Here is a 23,936-nt window from a genome sequence, read left to right as displayed (position 1 = left end):
TTTAAGAGTCTTTTTTGCTTTCTTTTTTCTGTTTGTAATCGGCTATAGCTGCTTTTATTGCATCTTCAGCAAGTAGTGAGCAATGTAATTTGACCGGTGGAAGTGACAATTCTTGTGCTATTTCGGTATTTTTAATAGTCTCGGCATCTTCTACCGATCTTCCTTTAACCCACTCCGTTACTAAAGAACTTGAAGCAATAGCTGAACCGCAGCCGAATGTTTTAAATTTAGCATCTGTAATAATCCCGTCATCATCAACTGCGATTTGTAACTTCATAACGTCACCGCAAGCAGGAGCTCCAACTAGTCCTGTACCAACATTTTTATTTTCTTTATCAAGCGATCCAACATTACGAGGATTTTCATAATGATCTATCACTTTTTTGCTATAAGCCATTGTTATTCTCTAAAATTTGGTTTTGTATGTTATACTTGTGTGAATACCTGAGCCGTCATTGCGAGGAAAAACTGTAAGTTTTGACGAAGCAATCTCAGGATATTTGACAAGATTGCCACGCAGCCTACGGCTGCTCGCAATGCCGATATTCTCAATGTACAGCCCATTTAATCTTTTTCAAATCAATTCCCTCTTGCATCATTTCCCAAAGAGGGCTTAATGCCCTTAGTTTATCGATTTTTGAGCATATTAAATTTACTGCGTAGTCAACTTCCTGCTCGGTAGTAAATCTACCTATGCCGAACCGAATTGCAGTATGGGCAAGCTCTTCACCGATTCCAATAGAACGTAAAACATATGACGGCTCTAAAGAGGCAGAAGTACAAGCAGAACCGGAGGAAACCGCTAAATCTTTAATGGCAAGGATCATTGATTCTCCTTCAACTCCGGCAAAGCTTAAATTTAAATTACCTTTATATCTTTGATTTTTATCGCCGTTTAAATAAACTTCTGAAATTCGCTTATGTATATTATTTAAAAATCTGTCGAATAAGTAATTTACGTGCTTAGTATCTTTTTCCATCTCACTATACGCTATTTCAGCAGCCATGCCAAGCCCTACGATTAAAGGAGTCGGTAGCGTACCTGAACGCATACCTCTCTCCTGCCCGCCACCGTTTATGAGCGGTGTAATACGCACACGAGGTTTTTTCCTTACATATAATGCACCTATTCCTTTCGGACCGTAAATTTTATGCCCTGAGATACTGGCAAGATCAATATTAAATGCGTTAACATCAATTGGAATTTTACCAAAACCTTGAGCAATATCGGAATGAAAAAAAACGCCCTTTTCACGGCAAATTTTCCCGATTTCCTTTAAAGGCTGAACAACACCTATTTCATTATTAACCACCATAACTGAAACTAACATAGTCTGATCGGTAATGGCATTTTTTAGAGTTTCTAAATCGATTATTCCATTTGGCTTAATCGGTAAGTATGTGATTTTTATACCTTCTTGCTCTAAATGCCTGCAAGCATCAAGTACGCATTTATGTTCACTGACTACGGTAATAATATGATTCTTTTTATTGCTGTAAAATTTTGCTATTCCCTTTATTGCAAGATTGTTAGACTCAGTTGCACCGGAAGTGAAAATAATTTCTTTAGTATCCGCTCCTATTAACTTTGCTACCATACTCCTGGCCTCTTCAACGGCGTTTTCTGCCTCCCAACCGAAAGAATGGCTGCGTGAATGAGGATTGCCGAACTTGGTAGTAAAATAAGGCAACATTGCCTCCATTACTCTTGGATCTATTGGAGTCGTCGCCTGATAATCCATATATATCGGTAAGGTTAAATTGTTTAATTGTGGGGTCATATGGTTAAATTAATTCATGTTTTGGTATAGTTTAAACAGTCATCGATGTCATTCCTGCGGAAGCGGGAATGACATAAACCGAGCCGTGCAACAACGTAGCTTTTAGCTAGGAATGACATCGTAAATCTCCTCAAAAGCCTCTATAAAAGCCTCTATATCACTTACCGTATTAGTATGGCTTAAAGATATCCTAATCGAAGATTTTGCTTCTTCTTCCCCTACACCCATATTGGTTAATACATGTGATTTAGATATTTTTCCCGATGAACAAGCAGAACCGGAACTTACGCAAATATTATGTAAATCAAACCCGATTAATTTCGCTTGTGCATCCGTATTTGGTATAGTAATTAAGGTAGTATTAGGCAACCTAGCTACGTTATTACTAACAATATTTACATTAGGATATTTTTTTAATTTTTGCTCTAAATTTTCTTGTAACTTTTTGATTTTTATATAATTTTCTGAGATATTGTCTGTCCTCAATGCAGAAGCTAAACCAAATCCTGCAATTGCTAAAACATTTTCAGTGCCTGAGCGTACTGATTTTTCCTGCCCTCCTCCTATAATCATTGGAGTAACTTGAAAATTAGAGCTAGAAATTAAAGCAGCACCACCCTGCCCCCCTCCTATTTTATGCCCTGAAATTGTAGCAAAATCTAATCCTAATGCTTTGATATTTATTGGTATTCTGCCAAAACTTTGCACTAAATCGCTATGAAATTTTGCCTCATATTTTTTAGTTATTTTACCTATCTCAGCTATATCTTGTAAAACTCCGCTTTCATTATTAGCCATTATTATGGAAACTAGTTTTTTACTAGTATTACTTTGAGCTAACAACTCTTCTAAATGTTCTAAATCAACTAGCCCTTGCGTATTAACACTTATAACTTTAATATTTGGAGCGTAGTTTATATGGTTATAGATCGATAAATGTTCAATAGCTGAAATAAAAATATCGCCGTCATAAAAATTTTTCATTATTAAATTATTACCTTCAGTTCCTGATGAAGTAAAAGTAATATCATATTCTCTAGATGATAAGGTTATACCAAGAGCCGTCGCTATTTGTGCGCGTACCGTTTCTATGAGATTCTTAGCAAATCTACCTGAGCTATGTGCTGATGAAGGGTTAAGCTCCTTGTCCATTAAACTTATTATGAATTCCTTAACTCTAGGGTCGATACAAGTAGTAGCATTATGGTCTAAATATATCATATATTTAAATTTGAGTTTAAAGCATCTTTAATTGAGATATTTTCAAAATAATCTCTAATATGCTTACCAAGACCTTGCCATAATTTATGCGAATTACATTTTATTGTATCAGGCACGCAAGTTTTAACTGACTTCTTATAGCAGGTAGTCATTATAAAATTTTCGTTAACGGCGTCCATAATATCGGAAATTTTTATTTCTTCTAGGTTACCGATTAAAATATACCCACCTTTCGATCCTCTAATAGCCTTAACTAGATCAGCTTTTTTAAGTTTAGAAAATATCTGCTCTAAATAGTTAAGTGATATATTTTGTTTTACGGACATTTCATTCAAAGTGACCGGTTCGGCACTTGATTTTGAAGCCATTTCAAGTATTGCCATTACGGCATATCTTCCTTTAGTCGTCAGCATCATATAACCAACCTATTAAAACTTAAAATTGTTTAATATCTACAATACCCAAGTAATTTAGTCAAGTATATAATTATATTATTTAATAAAAAATTAGCTTGTTAATATAAACTAAAATTTAATTGTGTAAAAACTAGTAGCAGTAGAAAAGAAGGAGAGAATATTATAAATAAGTGTTAATCCAACATTACCTAGGGACGTTGTTGCATGGTGCAAAAAACACCTTCGATATCATTCCTAGCTAGAAGCGGGAATCCAAAATTGTTTTGTCATCATCCCGCAAGCTTGTAGCGGGACCCAATTAAATGTTAGTACTTTAAATTATTTTTATGGTCCCAGTGGTCAAGCGAACTAGGTGACATAATGGGTTTTACCAATCCATGCAACAATGCTGGAGTATGACATTTAGCTGGATGCCTGCTTTCGCAGGAATGACATTTAATTATAAATAGTTAATTTATTATCCACGCTCTCTGTTTGTTGTTCTATTTCTAGCTTTAGGTTTTGAAGAAGCAGCAATATTTTTTAAATTAGTTTGATAATTTTTAATTTTCTCTATTCTTGCCTCTCTTAGTTTTTCATAATGAGTTTTAGCATTTTTGCTGAAACCTACTTTGGTTTCCATATGTTTTACAAAATCAGTAACAAGTATTCGAGATGCCCTTGAATATCGATTTGACAATCAGTACATATCTAAAGCTTCAGGTTGATAATGACCGCTATTATTACGAAGGTAATCAATTTTTCCCCTATCATTTATACCTATAACTCCTGCTGCTTCCGCAGGCTTTCCACTTAAAAATGAACCTTGAACAAGATTTTTAGTATTTGGCAAATATTGATTTTTATGAGTACCCATATAAATTGTTCCATCCTCTCCCATTACAAATGCTTGAACATTATTCATGCTTTTACTTTCTTTACCGATAGTAGAAGCTACTTTACCGTTAGCATCAAGTAATCTTTGAGAGGAGGTATCATAGAATAATTGGTGATTTTTTTCTTCTGGTCCCATACGTAATATTTTAAATTTATGCCCATCCCATATTTGTTTACCTTGAGCTATTTCTTGAAGATGATGTTCTGCAAGTTTTGGATTGGGATGAACTACTTTAAATCTTACAGAATCTACTATTGCATCGTTTCATTTTCCTAACTCATGTTCCGGTATTAAAGCATGCTTAAATTTCTTTATTAATCTATTCCAATTATCTCTAGCTCTAGTTTTGGGATCTCTAAAAGGTGTATCAATATTTCTTCTGACATCTCCAACTAGATAAACTTTATTATCTTTTTGGACTAAGTTATCTTTGTATAAAGGCTCTCCTTCTTGATTTATAAGTGGACCTTTTTTTGCAATAGCAGCTAATTGACCATCCTTATAAAGAATAATTTTTTCATTACTTATGAATTAATTTGTATTTTACCCTGATGATTTAAATTACCAATACCGATACCGTCAATATCTGCAATTTGAATATCTCTATTTTTATCAACAAATTTTCTAATTTCTTCAGAATTATTAATAAATTGACCGTTATCCTTTAATATTCCTTGTATATCGCCGATAGTATAAGTAAATTCTTCTTTGATTGTTTTTGTGTCCTTTATAAGACCTACTGCAGCGAAAATTTGTTGAAAGAAATTTAGATTGCTCTTTACTTCAACATTTTTTACTCCAATAGCTTCTCGTTCATGAATTACCAATTGATCCGGCTTTAAGTAGCTACCTTTATCATAAATATTAATTATTCTTCCTCTTATAAGGTCTACTTCTGTTGCTTCTTTATCTTGTGAAAATTCCTTAACTTGCAGCTCTTCTGCAAACCTTACTTTCTTTTTTGTTCTTACCCATTTAAATAAATTTATAAAAAAATAACTTTAGGTTTCATTTTAACAATAAAAACTTTTATTTTTTTAATAATAGGCTATTTTTTTAGTAAATTGAGGATTTAAAATCACATATTATATGATAACTGATTTTTCTTACATATAGTGCGATAGGTTCTTGTTAATTTGCCAAATAGCGACAAATACTAAATAAGTTGTAAACATTTGTAGTAGCTGTAATAATATGCTTAATTCCGGTATTAATATAATAATAACCGGTTGTAATATTATCGGGACTCCGCTTGAAAACATTACTAACCTTATAGAAGTTTGTATTGAAGTTTTAGTAGTAAGTAAATTAGCTAAGCTATATACTAACAAAACTATAATACTTCTCTCTAATAAGAATGTTACAAACCAAAATAATATAATAGCCGGCATACCGAAATAAATAAATAAATTGGGGGCATATAATAAATGATCGGCAAAATATTTTTTTATTATTTCAGGAGTTAAAATTACTTCATTTTGCTTGAATATCTCAGAATAGTTAATAGTACTTGGGAAAGTTTTCTTAGTATTGGCTACAATTAAATTTATCTTCAGCTTATTCTCTTCAAGTACAAACGGTATTTTGCTTTTTTCTTTGTTAGAAACTTGATTTTTTGTATCAATGACGACTATTTTCTTGTTATTCTTGCTATATAAATATATAGGCTCTACTTCTTCAACTGAAATGTTTGAATTATTATATTTAATTTCCGGTAATTGATTGATAATATATTCAATGTTGGCTGTAACTTTTGATGATTGTATTCCGTTAAAATAATCTTTTAAAGTTATTAGGTAATTTAATATAAAAATACAATAAATTATTGATGGAATAAAAGATAAGGTAAATACATATCTTATTCCGTATCCTTGATAGTTTTTATATACATCTTTATAAAACTCTATAGAGCGAATTGATAAATGTAATTGACGGAGTAATGCATTTAATCCTCCTAATATAAATGATAATAAATACATGTATAAGTAATTTATTTAAGTTTTTCAACCTCTTCCTTCTTTAATCCGGTTGAGGTAGCTATTAAATCAGTTTTTACACCAGCTGTGATTAAATTTTTGGCTATATTATATTGTGCTTTAAGTATTTTTGCTATTTCTATTATATCATTTTGACCGAGTTTGGTCAAAATGTAGAATAAAATTAACTCTATATAATCAATCCCTATATTAACCTCAGCAAATATAGGTAAAAGGTCTGCTATTTCTTACCATCTCTTTAACAAATCTCGTGTATGAATGTGCTTCATAAAAAATTATAAAATTCCTGACCAAGTATTTTCTGTCAATTTTTCATCAGGAATTTCATGAACATTAATTAGCTGATAATCATTAATACAAGTAGCTTTTACTAATTCACTATTTTCAAATAATTCCCATAAATTTAAAGGAGCAGTATTATTTTTGTATGCCATTATAAAACACTAAAGGATATATGAAAGGAAATTTTGTGTTTTTTAGTACTTTCTATGATATTCAGCAATATTTAACATATACCTAAATAACCAAAAAGCCATATAATAATTATTAACCAATGTCTTAGAAGATAATTAAGGTGATCATAAGCTTTTTAAGCAAGTAGAAAATATGGCTTTGCAGCGTGACTCTCTTGTTGTACCGGTAAAACTACTTATTTCAGTAGAGGAAAATAATAAACGAATACAAAGGCCCGATAGAGTTTTGTGTTATAAATCTTTGAGTATTGAAGGAAACGCAGAGTTAATTAATATAACGCATTCTCATTTGTTAGAAATAGATGTTAGTGATCTAACGGCAAGTGCTTTAGCAGAGAAGATTTTAGAGCATACAAATAATATTGAGTAAATGAATAATATTTTAGATTACAAATCATACTACGATTTAATTGAGAATCTGAAGCTAGAAATCAAGCAAATACGAATTCGTGCACATTTAAGCGTAAATAAAGAATTGATAAAACTATATTGAAATATTGGTTTTCAAATAATTAAACGTCAAAAGCTTGAGAAGTGGGGAGCAAAAGTTATAGAAAATTTTTCTAAAGACTTATTAAAAGAATTTCCTGAAATGAAAGGATGATCTTATCAAAATAAAATATTTCTTATATGAGGCAATTTGCTGAAGAATATAACGATGAACAAATCCCCCAACAGCCTGTTGGAGAAATTCCCTGGGGATATCATATAGTCATTGTCTCAAAAGTTAAAAATCATACTGAAAGGCTTTGGTATGTATGCACAAACTATAGAAAACGGTTGGTCACGTAACGTACTAACCTTGCAAATTAAAAGCAATTTATACGCAAGATCAGGAAAAAGTATAAATAATTTTGGACATACTTTACCGGCAATGCAGTCTGATTTAGCAAAATCAATTATAAAAAATCCTTATAATTTAGAATTTCTAGATATTAAAGAAAATATTTTAGAACGAGAACTAGAAAATAAGCTAATAGATAATATTAAGGATTTTTTATTAGAACTCAGTCAAGATTTTGCATTTATAGGTACTCCATACCTATAGAATTAGAAGGAGAGGATTATTACTTAGATTTAGTTTTTTATCATGTTAAACTTAAATGCTATGTTGTTATTGAATTAAAAACGGGTAAATTTAAACTTAAATTAACCGAAGAATTTACCTACGAAATGAAAAAGCTATTTACCTAGTCCAAAAGATTTAGCTAGGTTAAAGAAACGAAGAGAAAAAGGATAATTATGAGTAGTGTAAATATTAGTTTAGCAACTCCTGATAATATTACAAATATTTTACCTTTGATGGCTCAACTTGGCTATCCTTCTAGTTCAGAAGAATTAATAGCACGTTTTAAGAATTTTATAAATCGTGAGGGGTATGGTGTTGCTTTAGCTAGTTTAGATAATAAAATAGTTGGATTTATTGCTTGGTCTAAATCGCTGCTTTTCGCCTCAGATAAAACTAGAATTCATATTGAAGCTTTAGTTATTGATGAGAATTATCGGGGAAAACAAATAGGTAAAAAGCTTATGGAATATTTAGAAGAAATAGTAAAAAAATATAGCCTCGTAATCGTTGATCTTACTTCTGGTTATCGATGTGCTAAAGACAGTACGCATATATTTTATGAAGTGCTAGGTTATCATAATTCCGGAGAAATGGCTAAATTATATTTAAGACAAGAGTTATGAAGAATGAATCTGTAAAGAATATACGTTTAACCACTGCAACCGTTGCTGATTATCCTCTAATCCAAAATATGGTACGGTTTTATATATATGATATATCGGGTTATTGTGGGTTTGAATCAGATAAATATGATTGGACATTGTCACGAGATGGTTTATATGACGCTGATAATTACAAAAAATATTTTATAGAAACGGATAGGAAAGCCTATTGAATTAAATTAAATGACGAAATAGCAGGTTTTATATTGCTTAATAAGGTTGGAACGCATTATAAAATCGATTGGAATATGGGGGAATTTTTTATTATAGCAAGATTTCAAAATAAAGGAGTTGGTAGGCAAGTAGCTAAGCAAATTTGGCAAATGTATAAAAGATTATGGGAAGTTGTGGTTATTTCTGAAAATAAGCTGGCATTAATATTTTGGCGGAAAGTCATTAACGAATTTACCAAAGGTAATTTATCTTGAGGAAATTAAACTTGTTCAAATGAGTGATTATAAGGCCGAAAGAGTTATTTTTGAATTTGGTGCCAATATATTATGAATATAAATTTTACTACAACCTAATCTCTGCTTTTGCTAAATCTTTTAAAGTGCGTGATCCGGTGCATAGCATGGTAATTTTAAGTTGCTCGATTATCAATTTTATCTCTTCGAAAAGCAAGCTTTCAGAAGTATCTGCCGCTTTTAAAAATTGACCGGCAAGTCCAAAAATATTAGCTCCTATACGAATTGCTTTTGCACCGTCAATGCCGGATTTTAACCCACCACTGGTAATAATCGGAATATCTTTTGAAACTTCCCGCACCATTTTTAGAGAATCTAAAGTCGGGATTCCCCAGTTAATAAAGCTACTAGCTATACGGTTTTGTAACGCATTTGTAGCACGATAAGCCTCTACTTGACTCCAAGATGTCCCACCGCTCCCTGCAATATCAAGAACCTTAACCCCTGCGTCAATAAGACTCTCAGCAACTTTTTTAGATAAACCGTATCCTACTTCCTTAACAATTACCGGAATAGAGAGGTAATGAACCACTTCTCTTATCTTAGGTAACAGCTTTTCCCAGTTTCTATTACCTTCCGGCTGAGTCAGTTCCTGTAACACGTTTAAGTGTAAAATTAAGGCATCGGCTTTAATAGCATCCACTAAATACTGACATTCTTTAGGTGTCACTCCGTAATTAAGCTGTACTGCACCGATATTGGCTAGTAAAGGGATATCGGGAGCTATATGCCTTACTGCAAATGTCTTGATTGTATCCGGTTCCGTTAACAAAACCCGCATAGAGCCAAGCCCCATAGCAATACCGGCTTTTTGAGCGACCTGTGCAAGTCTATAGTTAATATCTCTAGCTCTAGTCGTGCCTCCGGTCATACTAGAAATTAGGATAGGTGCTTGTAAAGATTTTCCGAGGAAAGTAGTAGTTGTATTGATGCTATCGTAGTTAAGTTCCGGTAATGCATTGTGAATAAAGTGAATAGATTCAAAACCGCTTTTAAGTGTAGATTCAACGTTTTGCGTAAGATTAATTTCAATATGGTCTTGCTTTCTTTCTATATCTAAATTCTGATCTTTTAGCATTTTCTCACTAATTCTTTTTACACTTAATCTATATTAATATATCTAGGTTCTGTGAAGATTTCTAATTGATTTTTTATTTTGAAGTATTTTTTAGCGAAAATTAATAAGATTTTTGAAGGAATAGTTATTCATATTTCAAAAAAAACTTATAATTTGCAGCAAAAAAGAGTCATAATTATGATTATTCTATTAAATGTCCACAGCACCTAAGCATTAAAGAAATAATCAAGTGCTGCAAGTTTTGAAGGTAAGTTTATTAATGGGTCTGAACGCGCAAAATCATAAGCATTGTAAAGGAGTACAGTCTGCTTCTATAATGTAAGCGTGTATATTTTTAGGCTCATTATTTTCTAGCTTATATCCTATAACATAGCTTGAGTATTTTTGTTCGATCAATTCTAAGCTCCATTCTATATCCTTATCTCACCATAGTTTTATATGTGGCATTTCTAGCCATTTTAAAAAAAAAGCAAAAAATGAGAAGTAGAAAGTGGGGTAAAGCTTATGTTAATATATTGTTTATCATTAAATAACTTGTATTACCTTTAAAATGCCCCGCTTTGAGCTTTATATTCTCCGGCCTGTTGTAATACCAATTAATTTAATTTCTGATAATTGTGTAATTACTTTATGCATTTTATAGCCTCTTATTAATTCACTAAGTAAGTTAAAACTAATCTAAAAAGGAATTATGATAAGATTTGAATATTATCTAACTTTTTTTGGAAAGCAAAAAGTCCTTAGTTTATGATATGTTTACTGTGTGAAGTATTTATAAATTGAAATAGCAATAAGACATGGTGGAGCCAGGGGGAGTCGAACCCCCGACCTTTTGAATGCCATTCAAACACTCTACCAACTGAGCTATGACCCCAATATAGTCAATTGATTTGGACTCGCCTGCATCGTCATTCGTTGTTCTCCTATTAGTTAGGTTTAACTCCTCGCTTCTGGTGTGCAAATCCCACTGACTTGACTATAACAAATTAATTCTCTTATACTATAATAATAAAACTAAATCTATAGAATTTAATCTTTATTTTGCTAACAATGCCATAGCATCTCTGGACGATATTATATTATCTACTAATCCAAATTTTTTTGCTTCTTCCGGTGACATGAAATTATCACGTTCCATACTTTTTTCGATATGTTGTAACTCTTGTTCAGTATGTTTACTATACAATTCGTTAAGTAACCTTTTGATTTTTAGGGTTTCTTGAGCATGGATTTCTATATCGGTAGCTTGCCCTTTATAACCTCCTGATGGTTGATGGATCATAATACGACTGTGAGGTAAACTATAACGCATCCCCTTCTCGCCCCCGCACAGTAAAAGTGAACCCATAGAACAAGCTTGACCTATGCATAATGTAGCCACTTTAGGTTTTATATATTGCATTGTGTCATAAATTGCAAGACCTGCGGTTACAACTCCTCCGGGGGAATTGATATACATATATATATCTTTTTTAGGATTTTCTGCTTCAAGAAACAATAATTGTGCAACAATTAAGTTTGCCATATGATCTTCAACAGTACTACATACAAAGATTATACGTTCTTTTAGCAATCTTGAATATATATCATAAGCACGTTCACCGCGTGATGTTGGTTCAATTACTATCGGTACATACGACATTAATATTTTCTCCTGAAATTGATTAATTAAATAGTTTTTCGTCATTACGAGGAGGTTATTTTAATAACCGACGTGGCAATCTTATGAAGTAGCATAGAACTCCTGAGATTGCTTCGTTGAAACTTACAGTTTCTCCTCGCAATGACTTATACTAGATTATTACTTCTTATCTTCTAAAGCATTAGCAAGTATATCTCCCATATTGGTAGTATTATCACTAGAACCATATGCTTTGAGAGCTTTTTGACGTTCTGCTATTTTATGAGCTTTTACCGATAATAAAATTCTACCGGTTGATTTCTCGATAGAAACAACTTTTGCTTCTATTTCTTTGTCTATTTGAAACATTTCAGGCTTCTGTTCGTCTTTTTCATCCGATAGTTCAGTGCTTTTAATAAAACCTGCTACTTTATCGTTTAATAATACTTCGAGTCCCTCATCTTTAACTTCTGTTATAAGGGCTTTAACTATGGTGCCTTTTTTATATTCATCACTGATTTCTTGATATGGATTCGGCGACAATTGTTTTATACCTAAACTAACTTGTTCTTTTTCAATATTAATGGCTAGAACTTTGCATTCTATTTCGTCACCTTTTTTGTATGATTTTAATAGATCCGTTCCTTTATCTTCCCAGCTAATATCACCTTCATGAATCATGCCGTCCATATTATTACCGAGTGCAACAAAAATACCGAAATCCGTAATATTTCTAATCGGTGCTTTAATTATAGTACCGACAGGATTATTTTCAGCGAACTTTGTTAAAGGATTTTCTTGGCATTGTTTAATACTTAAAGAAACACGATGCTTTTCAGTATCGACCTCTAAAACTACGAATTCTACTTCTTGCCCTATAGTTAGCGTTTTTCTAGGATTTTGATTAGATTTTAACCAACTAATTTCGCTTGAATGAACAAGTCCCTCAAGCCCGTCTTTTAATTCTATAAATACGCCGTAATCAGCAAAATTTGTAACTTTACCGGTCATTTGTTTACCGATGGGGAATTCTTCTTTAATTGCTTCCCATGGGTTAGAATCAAGTTGTTTTATACCGAGTGATATTCTTTTGGTTTTTTCATCAAACTTAATAACCATTACTTTAACCTTTTGGTTAAAGTCTAACACTTCTGAAGGATGGTTAACTCTTCCCCAAGAAATATCGGTTAAATGTAATAAACCATCAACACTTCCAAGATCGATAAACGCACCGTAATCAGTAATATTTTTTACGGTTCCTTCTAATACCATGCCTTCTTTAATTTTAGATAGCATCTCATCTCTAGCTTCGGAACGTGATTCTTCTAAAATGGCTCTTCTTGAAACTACTATATTACCAAGCTTTTTATCCATACTTAAAATTTTAAACGGTTGCTTGATATGCATTATAGAAGTAGGATCTTTAATAGGTCTAACGTCAACTTGGCTTCCCGGTAAGAATGCTACTACACCAGATAAATCCACGGTAAAGCCTCCTTTTACACGACCGAAAATCGTACCGTCGACAAATTCGCCCTTGGAACACATGATTTCTAGTTGTCCCCATAATTCCTCTTTAACTGCTTTTTCACGGCTCAATATTGTTCTGCCGTTACGTCCTTCAATTGTCTCGATGAAAACTTCAACTACGTCCCCAACTTCAGGTAAAGCTAAAAATTCAGACTTAGGTATTCTACCTTCATTTTTTAATCCAACGTCCACAATAATTATATCGTTTTTTATTTCGATTACTTGACCTTTAACTACCGTTTTTTCTTTTATATGACTTGTATCAACGGTTTCAAGCATTTTAGAGAAATCTTCTGCAAATTTGTGATTCATTGCTGCAAGTTGTGGAACAAATCGTTGTTTTAGTTTTATTGACATATTCTTCTCGTAATATTAGCTCAAGTGCCTAGGCTAATAAAATTTTTTTGAAAGGTTAATAAAATTGGATGCTCTTGCATTGCTAAAAAAAGCGTTCTATGTCATTCCCGCGTAGGCGGGAATCCAGAAAAAGCGAAATTGAGCTTTTAATATTAAAAATTCAGTGTGTTTTTACCTTTTAGTTGCTGAATTCCCGCCTACGCGGGAATGACATACTAGCCATGCAATAACGCCATAAAATCGAATAAAATAACCTAGCACTTTTTCAAGTTATTTTATTCTTTATATAATTTGTTACTTCTTCTACGACTTCCATAGCCGCAAGCTTTGAAGTATCGATAATTAAAGCATCTGAAGCCGGTAATAACGGTGCAGCTTTTCGCTCTTTATCTCTTTTATCTCGCAAAATTATTTGCTGTAAAATCTCATCGAGTATACATGTTTTTCCTTTTGCTTGCAACTGCTTATATCGTCTTTCAGCCCTAATTTGAGGATTTGCGGTTATAAAAATCTTTAAATCGGCGTCCGGTGCAACAACGGTGCCTATATCCCTACCCTCCATAATCATTCTAGGTGTTGTTTTTACTAGATTAATCAGGTATTTGTTTAGATTATTTCTAATTTCACTTATTACGGCAATTTGCGATGCTATATTTCCTATATTCTCATTCTCTAAGTCAAAATTATTGTCGAGTTTTAATTCTTTAGATAAAGCAATTACCGCATCTATATCAGTGACATCTATTTTTTGACTAATACAGTCAAACGCAAGCTGCCTATAAACAATACTTGACTGAAAATATTTAAGAGAAAATTTCTTGGCCAGTATTAAACCGATAGTCCCTTTACCTGAAGCAGCAGGACCGTCAAGAGCAATAGTGAAATTTTGAGAAATATCAAAGGCTTTAGTTTTTAAATCCACCATAAAATTATAGACTAAATAATAAAATATTATAAATAATGGAAATAAAGCTTGAAATCTAGTACATTAATGAATTTTTTAAAAAAACAAGGGTTAAAAACTACATATAGATTTAGTAGTACACCCTATGATGGGGTAATCAACAAATTAATTTTTTGATTTACAGCTTTAGTGTATTTTTGAAGGCTTAAGAAATTAGGAATATGATGTCCGCTTTCCATTCTTGCTATTTGCGCTTGAGAATTAGACATTTTTTTAGCAACATCCGCCTGAGTCATATTAGATGCAAGACGAACCTTTATTAAAGTGCTTGCTATCTCAAATTCCATTTTTCGTTCTTCATAAGCTTTTTTTACTTCGGGGTTTGATAATAACTCTTTTTTAAATTTATCAAAGTTTTTCATTAAAACCTTCCTTTAATCTTAAGTTTTAGTTATTGAAATAGCTGTTTTAGGAGTTTTTTTCTGTTTTTTTAATAAATGTATGCAATATAACTATTTTTTATCAATATAATCTTTTTAACATATAACTTGAACTAATCAATTGACACTTATCTTAATTGTAAATATTATAAGGTCCATAATTCAATAAACCCAAAACTATATAAAGATTAAAAAAATTATAAGGGTGATTAGCTCAGTTGGTTAGAGCATTACGTTGACATCGTAAAGGTCAGAGGTTCAACCCCTCTATCGCCCACCAGCATACAGTCAAGCTTTTTGTAATCTACTAATTTTACCTCCCTACTCCATATGCTCACTATATGCTCATCGCGTTTTTAAAAATGGTACTCTAATTCTCTTACTACCTTGACTAAACCTGATGTTTAAGTTGAGGTCTTATGCACACTATATGCTCATCACATTTTACTAATGATTGTGTAACACATGATCATGGTAATCAAAATTCAATCATTTTCTACAATTTTGTTGGTAATTTTATTCCTCCTGAATGGAGTAACCTATCCTCTAGTAATGGTAAAATTTTAAGTAAAACCTCAAGACAACTCCTATCTCTAACAGTCTTCCGCTTGCAAATCTACTATAACAATAGTATCGACGAACTTCAGGAAACCTATCATTTCTTTGAAGAACACTTAGGAGTTTGTCAAGAACGTGTCAGACAGTGCCTAATTGAATTAGAAAAGAGTGGTTTCATTAAGTTTTATAAAGCAACTATTATTAAATATGGTATTAAATGCCGCAATACTCCTTGTATTAAGCTGGCTAGAAATTTCCAGCCATTTTCTCAAAAAATTCTCAATGAAAATGAAAAAAATTTGGGCTTAACTCAAAATAAATTTGGGGTGAAACCCAAAGAAATTTTGCCTCAACCCCAAAAAAGTTTGGACCAGTACATATATATAGATAATAATAAAAATATATCTAATAAATCTAGATATAGCAAATCTATAATTTTTCAAAATGAACAAAATGAAACTGTTCAAAATCAACAATTACTACAATATTCACAACAACAAAAGCTTGCACAAGAGTTAAAATTCGCAACAACAAGATCGGCTAATAATCAGCAAGAGAGTGAAAATACCAAAACAGCCAAAAGTGATTTTATCGTTGGTCCATTACAGATTAATAAGGCATTGCAAGCAGTGCTTGATAAGGTGGATAAGGCAAGATGTAAGCAAATAGCATCACCAGCTAATAATGATTCAGCAGTAGAATCTGTAAAGAATAAAGGCTGGTTCAAAAGAAAAAAATTAATAGATTTCCATCCCTTAACTCAAGAAGAGGCCGATTTATTACAGGTAAAATCAAATCGAGAATTTAATCTTAATTTCATCAATAAGCTCTTATTGAAGCTAGCAGAACAATATCCAGAATATCATTTTGGTCATAAGAAAGTCCTACTGAACTATATGGCTAAAGCTTTAGCTCATGAGCTCAGAGAAACTACTAAAGCCAACAGCACTACATTTCAGTTTAAATCTAGCGATGTAAACAAAGCCAAAGACCGACATCTAGATAAGATAGAAAGTAGCCTTGATACTAGCAAGCAAGCTCAGCTAAAACGTAAAATTGTTGGTAGTTTTGATCCTGATACAGCTTATGAATTACTAAGTTCTTGCTACTTTATTGGGGTAGTAGGTAATAGCTATCAAATAAAATTGCTTAAAAACATTACGCTTTCAGAACATAGCCAAGATAAAATACTACAGCAAGTACGAATGATCTATGGCAGTAATATTGGGCAATTACAAATCATACCATTTGCTGAGCTTGAAGCTAAGCATAATAATACTGAAGATGAAAAACAAAATTACCTATTGCAGCTTAGCAAGCAATTAAATCCTAATTCAATATGGTACAGGGCACGGAAATTTCTTATTGAACGTTATAACCAATATATTGATTTTGGGGTATTAAGTAAATTAGTAGTGGTAGAGGAAGATATAGTCAACAACAAGGTAATCCTTAAATCAACAACGGCTTTTAATGATTACTATGTTAGAAATCGTCATATGCAAGATCTAGAAGAAGCTTTTAAGACTCAAGATTATTGCTTTGAATTAATCAAGTTTGAATATAACTAAGCTATTGTGGTAATTGATAATTTGTAATAACTACTTCGTCAGATATTTTATTGTGCTCAGGCATAGAATATTTAACCTTAATAGTACTAATATTAAAATTTTTGTATAAGTTTCTAATAAAGGGAGTATTACTATTAGAAACCATTATTTTAACATTTTTATCATTGAGTTCTGTAGCAAAATCTTTAAGTCTCGTTTGCTCATTTTCATCAAAGGGTAATCTGGTATAAAACTTCTCACCTGATTTATGATAAGGAGGATCAAAATAAACAAAATCATCTTGTTGTGGTTCAATGAAAGAAAAATCCATAGCACAAATAGATGTGTCAGCTAAAAGCTGACTACACTGTTTTAATCGAGAAGCAATATCAGATTTACTATAGTTTCTACCAGAGAAAGTTTGAGCTGGCTTCCCATCAATATTAATCCGGTAAATGCCTTTAAATGAATATCTATTAAGATAGATAAATCTTGCAGTAATTTTTGCTGGGTCATTACTATCATTATTACTTCTAACTTGGTAATAATGCTCTTTGGAATGTTTTTCTTTATGAGAGTCTAATAGTTTACTGACCTTATCTGGATTCTTCTTTATTGCGTTATAGCTAGTTACTAGCTCTAGATTAATATCAGATAAATAGCATTGTTTAAATTTATCTCTAATTTGAAAAAATAAAGCCCCACCACCAAGGAATGGTTCATAGTAGTTATTCAGTGTTGATGGAAGAAACTTAATTAATTGATCGGCAATTTTTCTTTTACCACCAACCCATTGTAGGAATGGTTGTGATTTATCTGAGTTCTTTACTGACATGAAATTATTATTAAAATATTTATACTAAATTATAGTATAAAATAGGTTTAAATGCCAGCAAAATACTGTATTACAAGGGATTTTCAAGGAATTCTTGATGTTTTCTGTAACATCATTAATACTAGTTTTGATTTGTATGTAATAGACAAAGATCTGAGCTAACAAATAATAGTAATTTAGCTGTGTCTCATTTATGCAGCTCTTTATTAAATTGTGTAGAAATCTGTCAAAAAAGCTCTTAAATCCTCTGTACTTCATGGAATAGTTAGGATATCTGTCCTTGTTAAGAGCAGCCGTGGTGCAGTTCTAGTTCAGAGGTTAAATTAAAAACTACAAAATTTTAGCACTTTAACCTCTGAGCTGTTTTCTGAACTTTAACAGCAAGGAGATGCTATGACAATTAATAATCAAAATCAACCAAAAGATAATCATAATATTACTAAAACAAATTGGAATCTTCAATTATCTCCCATATCTGTCACATTAATACCATATCAGCAAGAAGAGAATATCATTAACTCGACGATCACAAATTATACTGATATAATTAAATATAAATTAGAGTTACAAGAAGCAAATAATAAATTGAAAGAATCTGAGTTATTTAAAAGAGATGTGGTGCAAAATATGGTACATGGATTAAAGATTCCATGTAATGGGATTTTTTCATTAGTAACAGCCCTTTATGAAATAGAGGATCATCCTGAAAAAAAGGATTATTTAGCTAGTGTGGTAAATTGTGCTGAAGAATTACTGGATTATTATAACAATATACTTAGTTATTTACAGAATAATTCAGGATTACCTCCTATAGTTTTTAATAAGTTTGATCCAAAACAGTTGGTAAATAAGATTATTGATAAAGCGATGCCAATAGCTCAACGTAAGGGATTAAATTTATCTTGTAATTTTCAGTATGATTTAACAAATGCTATAATTAGTGATACTTATCGAATAGGGGCAATATTAGAGCAGTTAATAGATAATTCTATTAACTTTACTAAAGAAGGTAAAGTTGTGGTAACAGTGAACATGTTTGCTATTAGTCCAGCCGTTTCAGAATCAGAACAACAAAACAGAGAAATGGTATTCCAATTTATGGTGCATGATAGTGGTGTTGGTTTGTCTAAAGAAATCAGGCAACATCTTCATGAAAAGATTGATAAATTTGATGTTGCTATGCAATATAATGGACTTGGATCAGGATTAAGTTTTGTAAAGCGTCTAATTAGTGAGCTAAATGGAGAGATTGAAGTAACAAGTGAAAAAGGTAAAAGTACTACTATTGTCTGTAATATACCAATTAAGTTACCTCTTCTTGATGATCTGATTTATGATACATAATGTTGATATTGATAAGGTTTTGATGATTATGTATTAACTAATAATGATGATTTTCTTGATTATTGTACTTCACTTGCTACACTTAAGTAAATTATAGTAAGGAAGGATATATGGCAAGAAGTCAAGAAAATCATCAAAAAACTATAGATCCTATTACAGGAAAGTTAAATTTACCTAAAGGTATAGATCTTGAGCTAGACAAAATAAAAATTACAGATCTATCAAATTGCCGATATAGTAAAAGGCTATTAACGAAGATCATGCTTATTAATAAGATGTCTAAGAACATGGTTGATCTTAATAAAATTAAAAAAGCAATTTATTTTGCTAAAAAGTATCATGGCAGGCAAAAGAGAGAAACAGGAGAATTCTATTACTCACATCCTTTAGAAGTAGCATACATGGTTTCTGATTATTTATTTAGAACAGATATCATAGTAACTAGCATATTGCACGATTGTATTGAAGATACATTACTTACTAAAGAAATGATAGTAAAAGAGTTTGGCTATAAAATCGCAGGTCAAGTTGAAGATTTAACACGAGTTAAAAAGGATAAAAAAATTAGTGCAGCAGAAGTGGTTAAAATATTATATCAGCAGAAGAAAAAAGAGTTGCTATTAATTAAGTTATTTGATCGGCTACATAATGTACAAACAATAGGAGCTAAAACCCATAAAAAAGAACAGAAAACAATTTTAGAAACTTTACAGGTCTTCTTAGCTCTTGCTACTTATCTCAAAATACCAAAAGTTGCAAGACAATTACACACACATTGTTTAAATATAACTACAAATTACAAAAAATTAAATTTATATAATAACACAGTCCCATTCTCTCCTCTTACTCCACAATAACGGTAAATTGTTATTATGCAATAAATATCTTTAATAGTCCGTCCGCCAAAACTCTACAAGCCTTGTAGGCAATAGGGTTGTAAGGCAAAAAGTAATAGTAAAATCCATAAAAAAATGAAGGGTTTTATATCAAAAGCTTATGGAAATAAGAAAAAATCGCAATGGGAAAATTGAGTGCGTTTTGGAAAATATGGTGTTTTTTTGATACAAAAATTTGAAATCAGCCATCAAAATCATAGTAATTTGCTCTAAAATCGCACTATTTTTGGGAATTAGTGCCTAAAGCGATATTTTCTTAAGTTTTAGCGGACGGACTTAATACTCTTTATTATACCTAATTGAATTTACTTAACTATAGAATGCTATTCAATTTTATTGCAGTGATGCTTTAATAGTTTTCTCTTGATTGTTAAGATAATTTAATTTATTGTTAAGCTGTAATTTCTCTGCTTGTTGTTTAGCTTTACCACAATATTCCAAAGCTTTGTTGAAATCGCCTTTGCTAAAATAAGCATCTGAATAAGTTATATAAAAAAGCATTTTTATCATGTAATCAGATGTTTGCTCAATTAAGTTATTGTATTTATTAAACTCTATTATTACTTTATCCACTTGGTTAGTTAAAATAAGTAGTTGTCCATACAATCTAATTGATAATAAAAAACCTTTAGTTCTATTAGCTGCCTTAAATAAAATCATTGATTCTTGAATTGATTTAATAGCATTCTCTATTTCTAGTGTATTTATATTAGTTTTATCTGTTTTTTTACTTTTCTCTAAGACAAGATTGGCTTTATGATACACTAATCTTGCCTTCAATATTTTCATATCATTGTCTTTTTCTGAATTATTTATTTTTATATTATTGTACTCATCAAATGCTTTATTTAGTTTTTCTTCAGCCTCATGATAATTACCGATTTTATAAAAATATGCTGAATATAAGGCTAGCATTTCACATTTTAACATTTCTAAGCCGTCAATTTTCTGCAAATATGCATTAACCTGATCAAGTATCTTTAGAAAATCTGTATACTTTTCTTGATAATAGTAGATTGTAGCAACCATCAAATCCATTTTTATAAGATTTTCATTATATTTATCCTGAAATTGAGTTTTAAAGTGCTGACTAGTTTCAATAATTTGTTGAAAAGAATTAGTTAGTTTAAATTCTTGCTCATTATCTATAAAAAATTGTAATAGGGATTCAAACCACCTTAAATTTAAGGTAGGATACATATTATTGTTTTTATTTAGTATCTTATCGAACTGATGACGTAAAACTGTTTGTACTAGACGATGGAGGGAAATATTATTATCGTTATCATAATTGATCATGGAATATTGCCATAATAGAGCAATATGTTTATTTAATGTTAATTCTGGCGATGATAAATCAGGATGAGCAGTTTGCAGCCATGTAAGCAATAGTTTTCGAGAGATTTTGTCTGGTGCTAAGTAAGCACATACTATTAAAAGTTCAATAGCTATTGGTGGTTCATTGTTAATTCTAGTATCTCTAACAATTTCATCTAAGGTAATGTTCCAGGTTACTGCCACTGGGTAACTATAATTATTTGTCTCTTCTAAAAAAGAATTATCTGATAATAATTCTGATTCATACTTCTTGTAAAGGTCTAAATATTCTGGAATAGCAATATGTTTTTGCTTAATATAAGCACTAGCTTGTACTAGTGCTAAGGGTAAATATCCTAAAATTTCTACTAATTCCCTTATAGCATTTTCTTCTTCTAATGCCACATTTCGCTGTATTAAAGTCTTTATTGTTTTAATAGATTCTTCTTCTGTCATGACGTCAATGGGCAATATTGAAAATTTTGTTGGCCAATGACGTTGACGAGTTGTAAAAATTACATGTCCCCCAGTTTCTGGTAAAAATGGTGCAATTTCACGATAGTTATTTACGTTATCATAAATTAAAAGCCATCCTGGATTATCAACTAGCCATTGTTTAACATAAGCGATAATGTTTTCTTTTGTATAGATGTTTTCTGTATATCCTAATAGCTTAGCGAATTCAATATATTTATTATACAAATCATCAATGTTCTCTGCAGGAAACCAAGCTTTAAATGTATACGGATGTTTTGTGTGCGTGACATATTGCAAAGTTAATTGTGTTTTTCCAATTCCTCCAAGTCCAGCACATGCACTAATTGCCACATTACTTATTCCTTCTGGTGTATGATTCTGACGTAATTTATTGTGTAAATTATTCAATAATTTTTCTCTACCAACAAAAACGTTATCTTGTCTAGGTATATTCCAAGTAGTCACATTCTTAGGAAATATTATTGATTCTTGTGGTTTAAGGTAAGGCATTTCTGCTTTTTGACTTTTAACCGTTGTTCTAACAGCTGGGTCAAATATTAAAAGATAAGTACCACAAATAATCAAAACCAATACACCAACTATTGGTAAATAAATATTCCTAACTTTAGCTTGAATATTTTTGTCTGTCAAATAGGAGTGAGGGGCAACTAAACTAGTCTGATTTGACATAATATTATTATATCTTTCCCTGAACTTAACAATAATATTCTCTACATTTGTATTAGAAAAAACTTTTGTGATAATTTCTAAAAAAATAAAATGATATTGTTTGGATAGAGAAAGATTAATATATTCAAAATTAGTTCGCTTAGGTAAAAATTCTAAACCTTGTTTTTCCTGTGTTGTAAGGAAAAATACTTTAGATATATCCTGATCATTAGACATAACAATAGATTGTCGTTTAGGTATATTAGTTTTATTTACAGATAAAACATAGATAGTACATTGCTTTTTATCTTCGCCATGTGTCCCCTTATGCATGAGAACTATAGGAACATTATCAGAATATTCTCGCAGTTCTATAAAAACTGTTATGCCTACAAGTTGTAAATCCCTACGTATCTTATAAATCATCCAGTTTAAATCATTGTTTCCTAGCATCTGCAAAACAATAAAAAAAGATATATTATAAGGCTTTGTTAATATTAAAATTTCCTTTAAGTTTTTTTTAAATTCTTGTTGAATTAATAAACTTAAATAGTAACTTTGTATTAGTTTATATTTATCGGACTTTTCCATAAAGTTTATAATGCCCTCTCGAACATTTGTTCCTATTTTCCGTTTGATGTTAGAAATATGACTTTCAATAGTTCTTGTCTCAACCTGTTTATCCTCATTTGATAAAAAATTAGCTACTCCTTTTATGTTCTTCCCATGCATAATGCATGCTATTACATCTATTTCTCTTGATGTAAATCTAATATTGTTAATTACACGTAAATGTTTTTCATATATTTCTTGCGGACACATAGTCTTTATCTTCCATAAAATCTAATTTATTTAAACTATTATTATTCTATAAGGTTAAAAGACATCGTCATATATGGATCAGTCAAAAATGCCTTCTCTCACATGATCGCTTCTCTTATCAATTACCAGTTACTACCTAACAAACCGTCTATCGACTCTTTCCTTAATTCTTGACTTATTTTAATTCGCTATTCACGTTAAATTATATAATTGTCCTAATAGGATACATTTAAATAACAATCACTCGCTATAACCAATCCTGCCTAAGAGGCTGTCTTGAAAGTGGATTGATAACAACAATAATACACTAATTCATAACAAACAGTTTAAAATCTATATAAAAAACAGTAATTTTGCTAAAACATGTAAATTTTTTAGACATAAAATAGTACTAAAAAAGTAACATGTTGAAGTACTATGTAATTAGATAATTAGTCTTTCAAGACAGGTTCTAAGTCAGATCTCAGTTTACTGTTCTTTAAATAATTACTTACTTGATTCCAGTTAATTATTTGTTCTAACTTAAGTACATTATCTTTACTTAATCTGTCTCTTCCAACAACTGTAAATATATC

General features: G+C 31.1%; 25 protein-coding genes, 2 tRNA genes and 1 pseudogene. 10 read left to right on the top strand and 18 right to left on the bottom strand.

Annotated features, from left to right (window positions below):
• Position 1: 1 nt before the first annotated feature.
• From iscU to RSA_RS08920, 10 genes are all read right to left on the bottom strand, one after another.
• Complete coding sequence (gene iscU / locus RSA_RS03715; protein WP_014364769.1) at positions 2–397, bottom strand: Fe-S cluster assembly scaffold IscU; 396 nt, start codon at positions 395–397, stop codon at positions 2–4.
• A 151-nt stretch (positions 398–548) separates the two neighbouring features.
• Entirely contained in the window at positions 549–1,781 is a 1,233-nt protein-coding gene (locus RSA_RS03710) for an IscS subfamily cysteine desulfurase (protein ID WP_012150913.1), read from the bottom strand.
• Between the two features lie 102 nt (positions 1,782–1,883).
• A complete protein-coding gene (locus RSA_RS03705; protein ID WP_014364768.1) occupies positions 1,884–3,002 on the bottom strand; it encodes a cysteine desulfurase family protein in 1,119 nt (372 codons plus the stop codon).
• A complete protein-coding gene (locus RSA_RS03700; protein WP_012150915.1) occupies positions 2,999–3,418 on the bottom strand; it encodes a Fe-S cluster assembly transcription factor in 420 nt (139 codons plus the stop codon). The genes RSA_RS03705 and RSA_RS03700 overlap by 4 nt, the downstream gene beginning before the upstream one ends.
• 457 nt (positions 3,419–3,875) lie before the next feature.
• Positions 3,876–4,097 carry a hypothetical protein gene (locus RSA_RS08930; protein WP_231284199.1) on the bottom strand — a complete coding sequence of 74 codons (222 nt, stop codon included), beginning with the start codon at positions 4,095–4,097 and terminating at the stop codon, positions 3,876–3,878.
• Positions 4,098–4,430, bottom strand: a complete 333-nt coding sequence (locus RSA_RS03695) for a hypothetical protein (protein WP_196792857.1) — start codon at positions 4,428–4,430, stop codon at positions 4,098–4,100.
• Positions 4,431–4,819: 389 nt separating this feature from the next.
• Positions 4,820–5,122, bottom strand: a complete 303-nt coding sequence (locus tag RSA_RS03690) for a hypothetical protein (protein ID WP_014364767.1) — start codon at positions 5,120–5,122, stop codon at positions 4,820–4,822.
• Positions 5,123–5,401: 279 nt separating this feature from the next.
• Positions 5,402–6,274 (bottom strand): DUF1189 family protein, encoded by an 873-nt coding sequence (locus RSA_RS03685; RefSeq protein WP_041472345.1) that lies wholly within the window; start codon positions 6,272–6,274, stop codon positions 5,402–5,404.
• Between the two features lie 11 nt (positions 6,275–6,285).
• Positions 6,286–6,441: a hypothetical protein gene (locus tag RSA_RS08925; RefSeq protein ID WP_012150918.1), complete on the bottom strand. Its 156-nt coding sequence runs from the start codon at positions 6,439–6,441 to the stop codon at positions 6,286–6,288.
• Between the two features lie 126 nt (positions 6,442–6,567).
• The gene (locus RSA_RS08920) at positions 6,568–6,726 is read right to left on the bottom strand and encodes a transposase (protein WP_014362917.1); all 159 of its coding nucleotides are present in this window, start codon (positions 6,724–6,726) and stop codon (positions 6,568–6,570) included.
• A 172-nt stretch (positions 6,727–6,898) separates the two neighbouring features.
• Here RSA_RS08920 and RSA_RS03675 point away from each other — a divergent pair, with 172 nt between their 5' ends.
• The 6 genes and pseudogenes from RSA_RS03675 (at position 6,899) to RSA_RS03650 (ending at position 8,924) form a co-directional block, all read left to right on the top strand.
• Entirely contained in the window at positions 6,899–7,135 is a 237-nt protein-coding gene (locus tag RSA_RS03675; protein ID WP_012150920.1) for a hypothetical protein, read from the top strand.
• 260 nt (positions 7,136–7,395) lie between these two features.
• On the top strand, positions 7,396–7,557 hold the full coding sequence (locus tag RSA_RS07550; RefSeq protein ID WP_080582425.1) for a DUF1016 N-terminal domain-containing protein: 162 nt from the start codon (positions 7,396–7,398) through the stop codon (positions 7,555–7,557).
• Positions 7,520–7,959, top strand: a pseudogene (locus RSA_RS03665) (PDDEXK nuclease domain-containing protein). The gene RSA_RS07550 and the pseudogene RSA_RS03665 overlap by 38 nt, the downstream one beginning before the upstream one ends.
• Before the next feature lie 48 nt (positions 7,960–8,007).
• Positions 8,008–8,457 (top strand): GNAT family N-acetyltransferase, encoded by a 450-nt coding sequence (locus tag RSA_RS03660; protein ID WP_014364765.1) that lies wholly within the window; start codon positions 8,008–8,010, stop codon positions 8,455–8,457.
• Positions 8,454–8,669 carry a hypothetical protein gene (locus RSA_RS03655; RefSeq protein WP_014364764.1) on the top strand — a complete coding sequence of 72 codons (216 nt, stop codon included), beginning with the start codon at positions 8,454–8,456 and terminating at the stop codon, positions 8,667–8,669. Before RSA_RS03660 ends, RSA_RS03655 begins: the two co-directional genes overlap by 4 nt.
• Positions 8,670–8,702: 33 nt before the next feature.
• The gene (locus RSA_RS03650; protein WP_014362361.1) at positions 8,703–8,924 is read left to right on the top strand and encodes an acetyltransferase; all 222 of its coding nucleotides are present in this window, start codon (positions 8,703–8,705) and stop codon (positions 8,922–8,924) included.
• A gap of 88 nt (positions 8,925–9,012) precedes the next feature.
• On the opposite strand, the gene fni is transcribed toward RSA_RS03650, so the two are convergent.
• From fni to RSA_RS03620, 6 genes are all read right to left on the bottom strand, one after another.
• Entirely contained in the window at positions 9,013–10,041 is a 1,029-nt protein-coding gene (gene fni, locus RSA_RS03645; RefSeq protein WP_014364763.1) for a type 2 isopentenyl-diphosphate Delta-isomerase, read from the bottom strand.
• 798 nt (positions 10,042–10,839) lie between these two features.
• A tRNA-Ala gene (locus tag RSA_RS03640) sits at positions 10,840–10,915 on the bottom strand.
• A gap of 162 nt (positions 10,916–11,077) precedes the next feature.
• On the bottom strand, positions 11,078–11,683 hold the full coding sequence (gene clpP, locus RSA_RS03635) for an ATP-dependent Clp endopeptidase proteolytic subunit ClpP (RefSeq protein WP_014362920.1): 606 nt from the start codon (positions 11,681–11,683) through the stop codon (positions 11,078–11,080).
• A 159-nt stretch (positions 11,684–11,842) separates the two neighbouring features.
• Positions 11,843–13,549, bottom strand: coding sequence for a 30S ribosomal protein S1 (locus RSA_RS03630; protein ID WP_014364762.1), 1,707 nt, complete (start codon positions 13,547–13,549; stop codon positions 11,843–11,845).
• A gap of 265 nt (positions 13,550–13,814) precedes the next feature.
• Positions 13,815–14,474 carry a (d)CMP kinase gene (cmk, locus tag RSA_RS03625; RefSeq protein ID WP_014364761.1) on the bottom strand — a complete coding sequence of 220 codons (660 nt, stop codon included), beginning with the start codon at positions 14,472–14,474 and terminating at the stop codon, positions 13,815–13,817.
• A gap of 122 nt (positions 14,475–14,596) precedes the next feature.
• Positions 14,597–14,875, bottom strand: coding sequence for a helix-turn-helix transcriptional regulator (locus RSA_RS03620; RefSeq protein ID WP_012150926.1), 279 nt, complete (start codon positions 14,873–14,875; stop codon positions 14,597–14,599).
• A gap of 221 nt (positions 14,876–15,096) precedes the next feature.
• Here RSA_RS03620 and RSA_RS03615 point away from each other — a divergent pair.
• Together RSA_RS03615 and RSA_RS03610 are read left to right on the top strand one after the other, a co-directional pair.
• Positions 15,097–15,173 (top strand) — tRNA-Val (locus RSA_RS03615).
• 139 nt (positions 15,174–15,312) lie between these two features.
• Entirely contained in the window at positions 15,313–17,022 is a 1,710-nt protein-coding gene (locus RSA_RS03610; protein WP_014364760.1) for a hypothetical protein, read from the top strand.
• A gap of 1 nt (position 17,023) precedes the next feature.
• Here the strand turns inward: RSA_RS03610 and RSA_RS03605 are convergent, their stop codons facing one another.
• Positions 17,024–17,836: a DNA adenine methylase gene (locus RSA_RS03605; RefSeq protein ID WP_011477104.1), complete on the bottom strand. Its 813-nt coding sequence runs from the start codon at positions 17,834–17,836 to the stop codon at positions 17,024–17,026.
• A gap of 393 nt (positions 17,837–18,229) precedes the next feature.
• Between RSA_RS03605 and RSA_RS03600 the strand changes: the two genes are divergently transcribed.
• Together RSA_RS03600 and RSA_RS03595 are read left to right on the top strand one after the other, a co-directional pair.
• A complete protein-coding gene (locus RSA_RS03600; RefSeq protein WP_008579934.1) occupies positions 18,230–19,180 on the top strand; it encodes a sensor histidine kinase in 951 nt (316 codons plus the stop codon).
• 110 nt (positions 19,181–19,290) lie between these two features.
• Positions 19,291–20,037: an HD domain-containing protein gene (locus RSA_RS03595; RefSeq protein WP_008579933.1), complete on the top strand. Its 747-nt coding sequence runs from the start codon at positions 19,291–19,293 to the stop codon at positions 20,035–20,037.
• 372 nt (positions 20,038–20,409) lie between these two features.
• Here RSA_RS03595 and RSA_RS03590 read toward each other — a convergent pair whose 3' ends face one another.
• On the bottom strand, positions 20,410–23,361 hold the full coding sequence (locus RSA_RS03590; protein WP_014364759.1) for a DUF7779 domain-containing protein: 2,952 nt from the start codon (positions 23,359–23,361) through the stop codon (positions 20,410–20,412).
• Between the last annotated feature and the right edge of the window lie 575 nt (positions 23,362–23,936).

The sequence above is a fragment of the Rickettsia philipii str. 364D genome (assembly GCF_000283995.1).
GTDB classification, from domain to species: domain Bacteria; phylum Pseudomonadota; class Alphaproteobacteria; order Rickettsiales; family Rickettsiaceae; genus Rickettsia; species Rickettsia rickettsii.
This window is presented reverse-complemented; position numbering and strand designations above follow the sequence as displayed.